Annotated in this window: 13 protein-coding genes and 1 pseudogene; all 14 read right to left on the reverse strand. The window is 71.7% G+C overall.

Annotated features, from left to right (window positions below):
- Positions 1 to 113: 113 nt before the first annotated feature.
- The 14 genes and pseudogenes from FrCorBMG51_RS34910 to FrCorBMG51_RS25475 all read right to left on the reverse strand — a co-directional run bounded on the left by FrCorBMG51_RS34910 (position 114) and on the right by FrCorBMG51_RS25475 (position 13,196).
- Positions 114 to 923, reverse strand: a complete 810-nt coding sequence (locus FrCorBMG51_RS34910) for a CpaF family protein (RefSeq protein WP_476742189.1) — start codon at positions 921 to 923, stop codon at positions 114 to 116.
- Between the two features lie 626 nt (positions 924 to 1,549).
- A complete protein-coding gene (locus FrCorBMG51_RS32630; protein ID WP_052914768.1) occupies positions 1,550 to 2,170 on the reverse strand; it encodes a hypothetical protein in 621 nt (206 codons plus the stop codon).
- A 279-nt stretch (positions 2,171 to 2,449) separates the two neighbouring features.
- A complete protein-coding gene (locus FrCorBMG51_RS16985; RefSeq protein WP_235433670.1) occupies positions 2,450 to 3,223 on the reverse strand; it encodes an SAF domain-containing protein in 774 nt (257 codons plus the stop codon).
- On the reverse strand, positions 3,216 to 3,872 hold the full coding sequence (locus tag FrCorBMG51_RS31595; RefSeq protein ID WP_235433671.1) for a hypothetical protein: 657 nt from the start codon (positions 3,870 to 3,872) through the stop codon (positions 3,216 to 3,218). The genes FrCorBMG51_RS16985 and FrCorBMG51_RS31595 overlap by 8 nt, the downstream gene beginning before the upstream one ends.
- Before the next feature lie 353 nt (positions 3,873 to 4,225).
- On the reverse strand, positions 4,226 to 4,597 hold the full coding sequence (locus FrCorBMG51_RS31600; RefSeq protein WP_086055522.1) for a hypothetical protein: 372 nt from the start codon (positions 4,595 to 4,597) through the stop codon (positions 4,226 to 4,228).
- A 764-nt stretch (positions 4,598 to 5,361) separates the two neighbouring features.
- Entirely contained in the window at positions 5,362 to 5,613 is a 252-nt protein-coding gene (locus FrCorBMG51_RS17000) for a hypothetical protein (RefSeq protein ID WP_076844190.1), read from the reverse strand.
- Between the two features lie 99 nt (positions 5,614 to 5,712).
- The gene (locus FrCorBMG51_RS17005; protein ID WP_047224054.1) at positions 5,713 to 6,150 is read right to left on the reverse strand and encodes an NUDIX hydrolase; all 438 of its coding nucleotides are present in this window, start codon (positions 6,148 to 6,150) and stop codon (positions 5,713 to 5,715) included.
- 38 nt (positions 6,151 to 6,188) lie between these two features.
- Positions 6,189 to 6,803, reverse strand: coding sequence for an AAA family ATPase (locus FrCorBMG51_RS17010; RefSeq protein ID WP_047224055.1), 615 nt, complete (start codon positions 6,801 to 6,803; stop codon positions 6,189 to 6,191).
- Between the two features lie 120 nt (positions 6,804 to 6,923).
- On the reverse strand, positions 6,924 to 7,658 hold the full coding sequence (locus tag FrCorBMG51_RS17015; RefSeq protein WP_047224056.1) for a hypothetical protein: 735 nt from the start codon (positions 7,656 to 7,658) through the stop codon (positions 6,924 to 6,926).
- The gene (locus FrCorBMG51_RS17020; RefSeq protein WP_047224057.1) at positions 7,651 to 8,691 is read right to left on the reverse strand and encodes a radical SAM protein; all 1,041 of its coding nucleotides are present in this window, start codon (positions 8,689 to 8,691) and stop codon (positions 7,651 to 7,653) included. Before FrCorBMG51_RS17020 ends, FrCorBMG51_RS17015 begins: the two co-directional genes overlap by 8 nt.
- A 238-nt stretch (positions 8,692 to 8,929) precedes the next feature.
- Positions 8,930 to 9,484, reverse strand: a pseudogene (locus tag FrCorBMG51_RS17025) (transposase); the annotation flags it as partial.
- Positions 9,485 to 9,520: 36 nt separating this feature from the next.
- Entirely contained in the window at positions 9,521 to 10,822 is a 1,302-nt protein-coding gene (locus FrCorBMG51_RS17030; RefSeq protein ID WP_157180543.1) for an MFS transporter, read from the reverse strand.
- Positions 10,819 to 11,694 carry a hypothetical protein gene (locus tag FrCorBMG51_RS17035; protein ID WP_047224059.1) on the reverse strand — a complete coding sequence of 292 codons (876 nt, stop codon included), beginning with the start codon at positions 11,692 to 11,694 and terminating at the stop codon, positions 10,819 to 10,821. The genes FrCorBMG51_RS17030 and FrCorBMG51_RS17035 overlap by 4 nt, the downstream gene beginning before the upstream one ends.
- Positions 11,691 to 13,196 (reverse strand): MBL fold metallo-hydrolase, encoded by a 1,506-nt coding sequence (locus tag FrCorBMG51_RS25475; protein ID WP_052914770.1) that lies wholly within the window; start codon positions 13,194 to 13,196, stop codon positions 11,691 to 11,693. The genes FrCorBMG51_RS17035 and FrCorBMG51_RS25475 overlap by 4 nt, the downstream gene beginning before the upstream one ends.
- Positions 13,197 to 13,303 lie beyond the last annotated feature (107 nt).

Raw genomic sequence — 13,303 nt, forward strand, 5'->3', positions numbered from 1 at the left:
GGGCCACCGCCGCGGCAGACGGCCGGTGGCCTCGACGGGCACACCCCGCCAGCCATAGACGATCAGTAGCAGTCCGACACCGATCCCCAGCCCGCACAGCCCGAACAGCCCGGTCACCCCCACCACCCCCGGGCGAGCAGATCCGGGTCGAACCCGACGTCGATCAGGTCGTCGAGCAGTTCCGCGGACGGCGGGGCGGCCGGTACACCGCGGCGGTCCGGCCCCGGCCGGTACAACTCGTTTGTGATCACCTGCGTGCCGTCGGCGTCCACCACCTCCCGCACGCTGGAGACGACCCGGCGGCCCCGCTCGCCACGCGGCTCCGCGAGATGCACCACCACGTGGATCGCCGACGCGATCAGCAGGTTCGTCGCCTCCAGCGGCAGCCGTTCCGGCCCCTGCACCGCGTAGGAGGCCAGCCGGGTGAACACCCCGCGGGAGGTGGAGGAGTGCACGGTGGTCATCGACCCGTCGTTACCCTGCGACATCGCGTTGAGCATGGGCACGACCTCGGCCCCCCGCACCTCCCCGACGATCACCCGATCCGGGGACATCCGCAGCGCGGCGCGGACCAGGTCGGACGCGGAGATCGCACCCTCGCCCTCGGTGTTGGGTTCCCGGACCTGCATCGCCACCACGTCCGGGTGGGCATGTTCGTCGGCGTCGAGACCGAGCTCGTAGACGTCCTCCACAGTCACCAGCCGTTCGGACGGCGGGATCTGGTCGGCGAGCGCCAGCAGCAGCGTGGTCTTCCCGATCGCGGTCCCACCGGCGACCACGATGTTCTTCCGGGCCCGCACCAGCGCGGCGAGCAGCGCCTCCACCCCGTAGTCGAGCGTGCCGTTCGCCCGCAACGCGGCCAGCGTGACGTGACGGAGCCGGTGCCGGCGGATACTGACGGACGGCCGCTGGGTGACCGCCATGACCGCGCACACCCGGCTCCGGTCCGGCAGGTGGAAGTTGACCAGCGGCGCGCCACGGTCCCAGCGACGTTCCTCCACCCCGGCGTGCGCGGCCAGATCCCGGATCAGACCGACGAGCTCGCCGTCAGACCCGACGATCGACGGCAGCCGCTCCCGGCTGCCNGGCAGCCGCTCCCGGCTGCCGTCCGCCCGACGGATGAACACCCGATCACCATTGATGTTGATGTTCTCGATGGAGCCGTCGGCCAGCAGAGGCTCCAGCCCCCCAAGCCCGAGGACCTCGGCGAGGACCTCGTGCAGGACACGCTGCTCGTCCGCGGGCGGCAGCACCGCGGCGCCGCGCGCGAGCTCCGCCGTGGTGTGCTCCTCCGCGAGATCCGCGAGCACGGACAGGGCGAACGCCTCACGCGCCGGCCCGTCCAGCCCCGCCGCCCCGGCGTCCTCATCGGCGTGCAGCCGGGCGGCGAGCGCGGCCCGCAAGCCGTCCCGCAGCCGCGCGCGCAGAAGATCGGCCGCCGTGCCGGGAACCCGGCCGGGACGAGCAGCTGGTGCCGTCGCGGCGGTCCAAGGGGTCAGGCTGTCCGGCCAGCCCGCGCCGTTCCCCGCCGTCCACGAAAGATCGCCGGTCACCGCGCCTCCTTCTCGCGCGGCGCGTAGACGGTGTCGGCGGGCACCCAGCCGGTGGACACCGCGGGCAGCGCAGCCGGCTCGTCCCGGCCGGGACGAACGGGGACGTGCTGGTCGGGCGTGGTCTGGTCGGGGACGTCGAGGTGGCCGGTCAGATAGCCGGCCAGCTCGGCCGCCGCCCGGCCCAGCCGGGATCGGCTGATACCGCCGCGGGCGCGGCGCTGCCCGGCCAGGACCGCGGCGGCAGCCGGGTCGTGCGGGATCGGCCCGAGCACCCGGGCGCCCAGCACCCCGGCCAGGTCACGCATCCGGTAGCGGTCGTCCCTGCCCGGCTGGCCGGCGACCACCAGATACCAGGCCGGCAGCCGCCAGCCCTGGATCACCCGCATCCGGGTCGCCAGATGCGCCAGCTCGTCGTCGCGGGCCCGCACGACCAGCAGCAGCACGTCCGCCGCGCGTAACGCCGGCGCCGCCGGCGAGGCCGGGTCCAACCGGCCGCAGTCCACCAGCACCGGCCGGCCGCCCTGCCGTGCTGCGGCCCACAGCAGCGACCAGCCACCCCCGCCGAGCTCACCGAGCGCCTGCCGGGCCTGCTCGGCACCGGCAGGCGCGGTCAGCACCTCAAGACCACCCGGCAGCCGATGGACGTGCTCCGCCAGCGGACGCGGCTGCCCACCACCACCCCGACGGCCGGCGGCGGCCANCGGCCGGCGGCGGCCAGCGTGACCAGCCCCCGCTGCGGGCTCAGCCCGAACCGTGCGCCCAGGTCACCACCCGCCGGATCCGCCTCCACCACCAGCGGCTCACCACCCGCCGGCCAGCGGTCCGCCAGCGCGAGCGCCAGCGTGGTCGCGCCCGGCGACCCCTTCAACGAACCCACCGTGACGATCATGCGGGGGTCACCGGCCCCCTCCGCTGACCACGACGATGCCGATCTGCCCGGCCGGGGCCGCCGCCAGCGCGCGGGCGTCATCCTCGGCGAGTTGCAGCGAGACCACCATCGTCTGATCGGTGTCGCGGGCCGCCACCGCGACCACCGTCGCCTCCCACGAACGGGAAGCCGCCGCCGGGGCAGCCGCGACCGCACTGGTGCCGGGGGCGACGACCACCAGCACCCGGGAGCCGGCGCTCAGACCGGTGGGGAACTGGCCGGCCTTCAACGCCACCGCCGCAATCGCCGCGCCGGGCGGAGGAATCTGCGCGGCACCGAGGACCGCCCGGCCGAGCACCGTGCCGGCCGGCAGGCTGTAGGCCACGGGACGGCCGAGCACACCGTCCTTGCCCCGGGCCGGGATCGTGTCCACCCCGTCCGCGGCGACCCGCACCTCCCGCAGATCCGCCGCCGCCAGGACCTGACCCACCATCACCGGCCGGGCCAGCACCAGCACCGGTTCCCGGGCACCCACCCGAGCCCCGGCGATCAGACCGGCGGTGGCACACCCCACCACCAGCACCACACCGAGCAGCAGATACGGAACACGGCGGCGCCGCGGCGCGCCCGTCACCCGGGCCGCAGACGGCCCGCCCGCCCGCCGACCGGCACGGTCCTGCCCGGTGGTACGCGGCGTCGCGGACGACGCGGTCACCACGACCCACCCCCCGCACGCGTCCCGCTGGGAGCGCATCCCGGCCTGCGCCGCCTCGCCGGACCGGTCACGGTCGTCATCAGCCACCGCCTGTCGTCAGCACGGGAACGTCAATCACCCGGACCGCCGCCGCGGACACCGTCGTCAACCCCGGGAACACCCCGGCCTGACCCGCGCCCGCCCACGACACGTCCCAGCGCACCGTCGCCGTCACCGGAAACGTCCCACCCGGCGCATCCAACGACCGGTCGCGATAGGTATAGCCACAGTCCGGCGACACACTCGCCGGATCGGCACCGGCCGGAAACGGTGTGCCCGGACCGGTACAGGTCACCGTCCCGCCGTCACCCAGAGCCCACGTGACCTCCACCGGCGTGGCGACTGCGGTCACCGCCACCCCACCCGCCGCCGCGGTCGCGGACAACGCGGCCCACCCGGCCGGGTCCAGCCACAGCCACGTCGGCAACCGGACAAGCTGATCACCCGTCGGACTCATCACGATCCGCGGACCCGCCAGCCGAAGCCGGTTACGCGCCTGCTCCGCCAGCCCCGCCGGGTCCGGCCCGGCCGCCCCCGGAGCCGCGTCCGGAATCCACACCGGTGGCCGATACAGCGCGTCCCGCACACCGTTCGCCGCGCACCGGTAGACATACCAGGCACCCGCCCCCTGCTCTGGCCCCGTTGCCACCGCCTGCACCGACAGCCGCGACGAGCGGAACACCGCCGGCCGTACCATCAGCCCACCACTCACCGGCGGCCGGTAAAGGACCGGCTGAGGAGCATTCACAGGCACCTGGTAATCACTACGGACATACGAGCAGTCCGCCGTGTCCGGCTCGTCCAACGACCTGTCCCTTGGAGGAGTGGGACGTGCCTGCCCGCCACCTCCGCCAGCACCAGGGCCGGCGGGCGAAGGGCCTTCTCCCGGGGCCGGCGCAGGAGTCCCGTTGTTCCCGGCGAAAAGCTCGCACCCTGGATAGGGGTTCTGGGTACACCGCGTACTGCCGAACTTGTCGTCGGCGGTGGCTGGAGACACGAATACGCCGATCGCCGCTACTGCGAGCACAGCGAGGAAAATGCCTCTTCGCATCAGCATGATGCCAGATCACCGATCCCGAACCGGGTGACACGCCACAGTCCGTCGGTGTGCAGCCGCACCTCGGCAAGAATCCGGTGCATTCCCCCCGGCGTGTTGTCCAGCAACGAACCGTCGGTCCTGTATCTCAACCAGTTCCGGGTATCGGCGCAGTCCTCAATCATCACCGAGGTTGGCGTGTCCTGCGGGCTCACCGACGTCACCCGCGGACTGTTTACCGGCTCGCCCTTCGCGACCAGCCCATTGAGATGGTCGGCGTAGAGGTCACCGGTCAGCACCTGCAAAGCGTCACCCGAGGCGTAACGCGACAGATAGGGCGCCCGCCAGTCCGAGGTGTGACTGGCCTGGGCGTCGGCCTGCCACATTCCCCGATAGGCGGCGACCGCCCGCTCCCGGGCAAGATCCGACGGCGACACGCTCGGTTGGGCGGAGGACGAACCGGCCCCTCCCGAGCCACCGGCTACAGGCGTGGAGCCGCCGCCGGAGCCACACGCTCCCAGAAGCATCGCGGCGACAACAGCCGCGAATACGCCCGGGAGTCCTGCCCGCGGAGAACGACGTCGGCGACCCGCCCACGCGCGACGAACTACCACAGCGCCCACCTCGCAGGTCCGTCACGACAGGCGGTGGACCACCCGTCTGGGTACGCCCCTCCCCTCCATGACTACCCCGATTGTCGCGGTCCGCGTCGCTCCAACTTCGCAGTGCGACCGTCAATCCAGTGCAAATTGACCCAGGAGAACTAGCTATTTCAGCACAGATAAGTACTCATACGGGCTATGCCAGCAAGATGCTGGCATAGCCCGATAGAGACATCCCCTCCTGGGCCGGCGGACCGACAGGTCGCCATCTTCGGATCAAGGCAGCATGACAGGAGATCGACGGGGCAGTTGCACGTGCCCAGCGACGCTGTTGCGATCTTTACCGTTCGGCTGTCCGCGCGCCGGAGCTCGCCGAAGACCTCGGGCTGGCCGGGAAACAGAAAGAGGCGCCGCCACTCCGCGCCGAGATCGCGGCAGCGACACGATGAGCGCGAACGGGACAAGGAAACACGGTGGCCGTGGGCGCAGCATCCGGACCGCTCAAGAAGACCCGCGTCGGCGCCACGCAAGGGACGCGGCGTGTGGCGCTACTGGGTGGCCGCAGTCCAGGAGGCCGGCGGTGTGGCTGCGTGCAAGACGTCCTGCGCCGGGACGGGGGCCCGAAGCATGGCGATCGGGTAACCCGTCAGGGCGGCCATGTGATCGTGGGTGTAGCCTTGGGCGAGCAGGTCCCGTGCGGCGGCCAGGGTCCATCCTGTTCCCGGGTCGAACTGCCGGACGGTCACCTCACCGTTGGCCTGCCGCTGGGCGGGCCAGTGCGGCCGGGTTCTGCGAGGCATCGGTGCGTCTCCTTCCGCGAACTGAAAAAGGCGTATCGCCGTGATTTGTCGTCGCGGCCGAGTAGGCCGAGTGTGGTTGTATCCGACCGATGCCGGTGGTTACGTATTCCAGCCGTGGGCAGCGAAGTTCCGCCGCCTCTGGTAGAGATCAACACCGATACGAGTGTAGGGGTAGGTGTTGTCCGGCAGGGCGTCGAGGGGGAACCAGGCGATGCGGGCGCACTTGTGGGGTTCGGCGTTGACCGGTTCGCCGTCCCACCATCGCGGTCGGAAGAACAAACCGAGTCGTCCTTCACCGTGTTCGTTGCGGAAGTGGACCATTGAGGAGAGCGTGAGCGACGCCCGGTCCAGAGTGAGGCCGATTTCCTCATGGGTCTCACGCAGCAGCGCGGAAGCCGCGTCCTCACCGGCCTCGAGCTTCCCGGAGGGCAGATTCCACTGATTATCGGCGAATCCGGTGCCGTTCCGGAGGGCGAGCAGTACCGTGCTGTCGCGGATGAGCAGCAACAGCACGTCGATGGCGCTGGTATACGTCATGGGGGCGGTCCTCCTGCTGGCCGTGACGGGGCGGGTTGTTACCGGGCTGTGGGGTCGAGGCCGAGGGCGGTGAGCTGTTCGGCGATCCAGTCCACCCGCTGGGCGGTGGACATGTTCGGCGGGATATCGTAAATACGCTGCCCGACGCTGGCGCAGGTGCTGCGCACGACGCGGTCGGCGGCCGGCTGGATGTCGAGCACCTTCGACCGGTACGGGTCGCCGGCCTGCTGCTGGTCGAAGCGGTCGCAGCAGTAGAACACCGCGTCGTAGACGTGTGCCCAGGCCCGGCAGAACGTGTCCATCGCGCGCAGGACGGGGCCGTGCGGGCCGTCGGGGCCGCCGGGCAGGACCAGCCAGGCGTAGGCGAGGACGTTCGCGATCGTCTTGTCCGCGATGATCATCGTGTGGTGGCGGGCGGTGCGGAGCTGGCTGGACAGGTGGGCGGCGAACAGGTCGACCTCGGTCTCCAGGTCGAATGCACCGCGGCCGTGGACGACGATCTCCTCGATGAACGGGCTGTTGCGGGCGGGTTCGGGGACACAGGCGACGTGGATGCCGCGCTCCCGGTAGTAGGCGGCGAGCGCGTGGGTCAACGTCGTCTTCCCGGAGGCGTGGGTGCCCTCCACGGCCACGACCAGGCAGTCACGCAGCATCGGCCAACTCCTGTCCCGCGCTCTTCTGTCCCGCCGACGTCGCCGGCCGCCATCGGGGCGGAGGGTGGTGCTGTGCGGCGGTGTGCCGGCGACACCGGGCTGCCGCGGGACGGGTCATGGTCACGGCTCTGTCCCTGCGGTGGCGGGGGTCTGGTCCCAAGCGGCGGCCTCGACGATGGTGTCGAGGTGCAGGTCGTCGTCCCACTGGTAGTGGCCGCTGACCCTCGCGGCGATCAGGGCGATCGCCAGGGCCCGGACCAGCACCTGCCCCAGCGGGTCCGGAGCGGCGGCAGGCCCGGCGGATCCGGACCGGCCACGGCCGGGAGTGGCCGGATCGTGATCGGGAGGGATGCCGGTGAGGCGGTAGCCGGCGCAGACGGCCGGCAGCGTCGCCGGTGTGGGATGCGGGCCGTGGGAGGTGTCCAGTAGCCGGGCGAGACCGCGTCCGCTGGCGCCGTCCTGCCAGGCGGCGGCGACAGCGGTGATCCCTCGCAGGGGCCGGCCGTCGGCGGCGGCGGCCAGGCGGGCCAGGTCGTCGGCGAGGCGGTGGCCGGCGAGAATCACGGCCCGGCGGCGGGCCTGGACGAGCAGCCCGTCAACCATCGCGACGACCGCCGGGATCTCCGCCGGATCGTCGACGGCGAGGGCGTGGAAACCGAACCGCAGCGCGGCGTCGCTGACCAGCAGCGGGCACGCCCGCGGCAGCCGCAGGTAGACGGCCCCCACGGCCATCGGCGGGTCGTCGGCGCCGCCGGCGACAGCGACGGCGGCCAGCAGAGGCATGCGCTCGGGGAAGGGGCGCCGCGACGCACCGAACGGGGTGTCCGCCCAGCCCAGGTTGCGCGCCTCATGCATGGACGCTCCCGGCCGGGACGGGCCGCGCGGGCGGCCGGTCGCTACGCGCCAGGGTGCGGATCGACTGGCCCAGGTACTTGGCGTAGTGATTGCGCTGGAACCGGTAGCGCTGCCAGAGCGCGGTAATCGGCTCGTCGAGGAGGCTGCCGAGCGGTTCCAGCAGGTCCGGGGCGGTGTAGACCGGCCAGGCGCTGGCCGTCCCACCCGGCCCGACGACGATCATGTGGCCTTCGGTGGCCGGGGTCCACGCGGTCAGCCGCAGCGCCGGCCGCCAGTCGTGCACGGTGCGCAGCTCGGTCAGCCGCTCGAACGCCGCGGTGGCCTCCTCGAGGCTGAGGAATTCGTGGCCGGCGAGGTCGAGCGCGTTGCCCTTGCGCAACGGCAGGATGAGTTTGAGTTTCCCGGCGTCGAGCACGTCGGCGATCTGGTAGGTGAACGGCAGCGCTGCCAGCGTCGAGCGGTAGACGACCGCGGACAGCGACAGCGGCAGGCCGGCGTCCTGGAACGCCCGCACCCCGGCCAGGACCGTGTCGTAGTCACCGCGGACCCGGTTCGTCGTCGCTCGTGGGCCTTCCAGCCCGACGTTCACGAACGCGATCTTGCCGGTCAGGTGGTGGGCGTGTTGGATGCCGCGGGTCGCGTTCGTGGGGACACCGAGGACGGTGCCGGTGAACATGTCGACGATGTCGATGAAGTCCCGGCGCAGCAGCGGTTCCCCACCGGAAAGGAACACCCGGGGCACCCCGGCCAGGTTGTCTCGGACGCGTTCGAGCACGGCGAGGCTGGGATCGGGCTCCTGCAACGTCTCCGAGCAGAACGAGCAGTCGAAATTGCACCGTTTGGTGACCTGGAGAATGACCGAGAGCGGGCCGGCCGCGGCGTCGACCACCGCGTCCAGGTCCTGCGGGCCGGCGAGGCTGAAGTGATGCCCGTCGGTGAAGACCACGGGTGCGCCCGCACGCAGGCGTGTCTCGCCGGGGACCGGCGGCGCCGCTGCGGTTTCGATCACGGGTATGGGGGTAGAGGCGATCATCGGTTCCTTCTTGACGTGGTCGCGTGCGGTGAAGCAGCAGCCAACCGGCCAGCCCTGTCCTGACGGCGTGCTGCCATCGGACGCTGAACACCCGTCAGCCTCCCAAGTGGGCGTACGGGCAGTCATTCCCCGTAGAGGGAAGATGTGCTTCGTACCTGTGCACCCCCGCTGACCTGCCCAAACAGGCACCGGGGAGCCTGCATGTTCCACGCGGGAGCAGAGAATCGTTCGGCTGCTTCCCCGTCGCCACGGCAAGCACCGGGGCGGCCATGCCGCGGCGCTTGCCGTCGCACAGCAGGTCGACCCACGACTCGGTGGACTCGCGGTAGCCGTCAGCCAGCGCGACGAGTTTCTTGCGGCCGTCGGCGCGGACGCCGATCATCACCAGCAGGCACAGCCTGTGTTCGGCGAGGCGGATGTTGACGTGGATGCCGTCGACCCACAGGTAGACGAAGTCCACATCGGACAGATCACGCTCGGCGAACGCGCGCTGTTCAGCCTTCTACGTCTCGGTGAACCTGGTGATCACTACCGACGGTAGGTCCTTCGCCGAGCCGAGGAATTGGCCCAGCGCGGGCACGAAGTCACCCGAGGATAGCCCGTGCAGGTACAGCGGCGGCAGCACCTTTGTGATCTTCGGGGTCTTGCGCGCCAACGGCGGCGGAGTCGCCGAGGAGAACCTCATCCGCTCGCCGGTGGCGGGATCGACGCGCTTGTCGTTCACCCGCGGCGCGGTGACCTTGACCGCCCCGGCACTGGTCAGCACCTCCCGCGACCGACGCGCGGTGTGGTGTATCGCCGTTGGGGTCGCCGCCAGGGGTTGTGCGGGTTATCCGGTCTGGCTGGCGATGGCGGGTTGTCGTGTCGGGTCGGGGGGTGGGGTGATGGTGTCGGGTGGCTGGCCGGGGGTGAGCGCGATGGTGGTTGTGGTCACGGTTGCGGTGAGGCCGCAGACGGCGAGGAGGAGGGTGGGGCCGATCGGGCCGGCGAGTGCTCCGGCGAGGGGGAGCGCGAGGGGTCGCGGTGCTCCGGAGGCGAGGATGTCGGCGGCTACGACGCGGGAGAGCAGCCGTTCGGGGACGTGGGTTTGGAGGAGCATGGCGTGCAGGGTGTAGCCGGCCATGGCGATCCCGGTTGTGGTCATGGCGGCGGTCATGGCCATGCTGCGGGCCGGGTTGGGGAGGTGGGCGGTGAGCGCGACGGTGAGGGTCGCGGCTGCGCCGAGGGCGAGGAGTGTGTAGTAGAGCCGGAGCCGGGCGGCGGGGGAGTGTGGTCGGCGGTGCGGGAGGAACAGGATGCTGCCGGTGACCGCGCCCGCGCCTTGGGCGGCACCGAGCCAGCCGATCGTGGCCGGGGACATGCCGCCGGTGAGCACGATCAGCGGCATGAGTGCGTCCAGGGGGGCCAGCGCGAGCCCGGAGACGGCGGCGGAGGTGAGGAAGGAGCGGCGTAGCCAGGGGGTGCGGGCGACCGTGATGGCACCTTCGCGGATGTCGTGCAGGAGCCCGTTCCCGCGGGTGGGGGGGACGGGCGGGGTGGGGATGCGGGCGGCGGTCAGGGTGGTGGCGGCGACCGCGAACGTTGCGGCGTCGATGAGGAGGCCGGCCGCGGCGTTGCCGAGCAGGAGCACGAGTCCGGCGAGCGCGGGCCCGCCCAGGCGGATCATGTTGTTCGTCAGGGTTGTCAGCGCGACGGCGGCGTCGTGGGCGTTGTCGGGCACCGTTGCTTTGATCAGCGCCTTGTAGGAGGGCTGGTGGTAGGCCGATAGTGCGCCGACCAGTGCGGCGGCACCGTAGACCGCGGGCAGGGGGAGGTGGTCGGTGAGGAGACCGACGCCGAGTGCGAGGCTGACCGTTCCGGAGATGATGTCGGCGGCGAGAACGATCCGGACGCGGGAGCCGCGGTCCCCGGCGGCCCCGGCGAACGGGAGGAACAGCAGGCTGGTGGCGACCAGGACGCCGAGGACCGCGCCGACGTGGACCCCGGAGTGCGTGAGCTGGTAGACGGCGACGGTGATGACCGTGTCGAAGATGTAGTTACCGGCGCGGGAGACGCTTTGTCCGGTCCATAGCAGTGCGTACGGCCGGTGGGCCAGCGGGGTCAGCATCCTGCCGCGCGGGGTCGGGTTCACGGGGCGGTCAGGCCGTGCAGGGAGGACAGTCCGGTGGCGGTCGCGAACGCGGTCAGCGCACGGATCAGGGACTGGTCGTTCCAGCGGGCACCGCGGTCGGTGGTGGCGGCGAGGTAGGCGCGGCGGATCCAGCGCGGGTCGAGGTCGAGCCCGGCGGCGTGCGCCACCGACGGCAGGGTGATCAGGTCGGGCATGCCGGTGAGGTCCGGGCGCAGGGTCTCCACATCGATGATCCGTACCGTGGTGTCGTCGTCGGCGCGGAGGTGTGCGGGTTTCAGGTCGAGGTGTCCCAGTGGTATGTGGGCGGGTCCGTGAGCGTCGGCGGTCACGTGCAGGAGCATGCACCACGCGTCCGGATTACTGATCCATCTGGGGGGTGGTGCGGTCAGCGCGGTGTCCAGCTGCCAGCAGGCGGTGGCCGTGACGAGGGAGGGAGGCCAGCGGGCGGAGGCGGTGTGCACGGTCGCGATCGCGGTGACGAGGGCGTCGAAGGTGGTGGGCCGTGACCAGTTGGCGGGGCGGGCCACATGGTCGACCAGCAGGGTGTGGGAGGTGTCGCAGGCGCTGCGCAGGCCGGGGAGGACGTTCTGCCCGGCCAGCAGTTCGTAGGCGAGGGTTTCACCGGTGTAGGCGTCGGGGTCCCCGTGGCGTTTGAGGACGGCGACCGGTGGATCCCCGAGGGTGAACACGGCTGTGCGGTAGCCGGCACGCAGGCAGCGCAGCGGGCCGCGGGCGTGGGGATGAAACCGGCTGATCAGATCCTGGGCTTGGGCTGCGGCGGTGGTGGGGTCGGTGTCGAGGGGGGTGGCCAGCCAGCCGTCCGGTCGGATGCGGGTCGCGCCTGCCAGCGGCCCGGCCGGGTCGGGGTTCATGGGTGGCGGGCCGGGGAACCGCGCAGCGCGGCGACGGCCCGCGTGTAGCAGGTGTGGGCGAGGTCGGGGCGCTGGTGCTCCCCGTAGATGGCGAACAGGGCGTAGACGAGGGAGTCCAGGGGTTCGCCGAGGTGCCAGCCCTGAAACGAGCCGCCGATGATGTCCCAGATCTGGACCTGGCCGCGGAGCAGGCCGACGAGGTCCTGGTAGTAGATTTCCGCGCCGAACGGGTAGGTGGCCATGGCCGCCTCGCGTCCGGTGGTGGGCACCGGCACGAACGCGGGTCCGGTGATGTCCCAGGCGTAGCTGTCCGTCGTGCCGGGGCTGCCGGGCGGGTCGAGCAGGCGGAGGACCGCCCGCTGCGGCCCGAGCGGGCCGGACAGGTAGTCGTGGATGCCGCCGGCCAGCGCGCCGGTCCGGGTCGCGATCAGATGCCGGGCGAGTCGGGGGAGTTCGGCGGCGAGAAGCGTCCGGGCGTCGCTGATGTCGTCGGCGTGGATCAGCGGTGGGGCGATCGGGGTGGGTTCCACCGGGCGGGGGTCAGCGAGGAAGGCGCGTTGGCGGGCGTAGGCGGCCTGCTCGGCGTCGGTGTCGATATGCACCCAGCGGACCCGGTCACAGCGCGCGGGCCCGCCGGCGGCGGGCAGGGTCAGACGGTCACCGGGCCGCGGGCCATACACGGTGAACAGGTGTTGGAGGGCGTTGGCGGCGTCGGCGAGCCTGGCATGGTCGGCGTAGAGAAACGGGCCGTGCGGGCTGCGCGGGGCGGTGAAACCGTTGCCGCACAGCGCGACCTCGCTGACACCGTCGAGCGGTTCCACATAGCTGATCAGCAGGCTGTGGAGGATCTCGATGCCGGTCGTGCGGCGGCGGGGCCCGTCCAGGCCGGGGAGCAGGTTCGTGTCCGCGCCGAGTGCCCCGTAGGGGACGGTCTGGGCGTTGTTCGACACCACCGCCAACCGGGGCGGCAGCAGAGCACCGTCGGTGAGCTGCTCGACGTACAGGTCACTGACGTCGGCGTCGACACCGATGAACACGTCAGCGCCGGTGGTGTCTACCAGCCGGATCAGCGGCTGGGCGACCCGGGACTCCCAGAACAGTGTCCGGGCAGCCGCCGGATACAGGAAGATCTCCATCTCGCCGACCCGCAGCGGCTGTGTGTGGTCCAGCCGCCGCACCGTGAAACCCACCATGCGGATCGCGTCGACCACCGCGGTGGGGGTGGTGACGCCGGTGTAGACCGGTACCCGCCGGTCGAGCAGGTCAAGGGACGGCAGGTGGAAGTGGTCGAGATGCTCGTGGCTGAGGACCACCGCGTCCGGGCGGGGCATCGCGGCGACGTCCACCGTGCGAGGCGGCCATAGCGCGAACTCCAGCTGCGGGCAGGCCCCGAACGCCGGGGTGAGGATCGGATCGAGCAGCACCACAGCGGTGCCGTCACTGATGTGCCAGCTTTGATGGCCCAGGAACGTCAGTTCCAGGCCGGTGGACCGCGGGGCCATGCCAGAGTCGTCCTTTCTGCTCTGCCGCGAGGGGCCGGCGGGCAGGGATCCCACGAAGGGGGAACGGGACCCCTGCCCGCCGACCCGGACAGAGCCAGGCGTTGACG

Source organism: Protofrankia coriariae, assembly GCF_001017755.1.
GTDB classification, from domain to species: Bacteria; Actinomycetota; Actinomycetes; order Frankiales; family Frankiaceae; genus Protofrankia; species Protofrankia coriariae.

Bases quoted from the DNA above. Each gene is read 5' to 3' on its own strand.
- FrCorBMG51_RS34910 (WP_476742189.1), bottom strand. From the start codon at position 923: ATGGCGGTCACCCAGCGGCCGTCCGTCAGTATCCGCCGGCACCGGCTC.
- FrCorBMG51_RS31595 (WP_235433671.1), bottom strand. From the start codon at position 3,872: ATGGTACGGCCGGCGGTGTTCCGCTCGTCGCGGCTGTCGGTGCAGGCG.
- FrCorBMG51_RS31600 (WP_086055522.1), bottom strand. From the start codon at position 4,597: ATGTGGCAGGCCGACGCCCAGGCCAGTCACACCTCGGACTGGCGGGCG.
- FrCorBMG51_RS17000 (WP_076844190.1), bottom strand. From the start codon at position 5,613: ATGCCTCGCAGAACCCGGCCGCACTGGCCCGCCCAGCGGCAGGCCAAC.
- FrCorBMG51_RS17005 (WP_047224054.1), bottom strand. From the start codon at position 6,150: ATGACGTATACCAGCGCCATCGACGTGCTGTTGCTGCTCATCCGCGAC.
- FrCorBMG51_RS17010 (WP_047224055.1), bottom strand. From the start codon at position 6,803: ATGCTGCGTGACTGCCTGGTCGTGGCCGTGGAGGGCACCCACGCCTCC.
- FrCorBMG51_RS17015 (WP_047224056.1), bottom strand. From the start codon at position 7,658: ATGCATGAGGCGCGCAACCTGGGCTGGGCGGACACCCCGTTCGGTGCG.
- FrCorBMG51_RS17020 (WP_047224057.1), bottom strand. From the start codon at position 8,691: ATGATCGCCTCTACCCCCATACCCGTGATCGAAACCGCAGCGGCGCCG.
- FrCorBMG51_RS17035 (WP_047224059.1), bottom strand. From the start codon at position 11,694: ATGAACCCCGACCCGGCCGGGCCGCTGGCAGGCGCGACCCGCATCCGA.
- FrCorBMG51_RS25475 (WP_052914770.1), bottom strand. From the start codon at position 13,196: ATGGCCCCGCGGTCCACCGGCCTGGAACTGACGTTCCTGGGCCATCAA.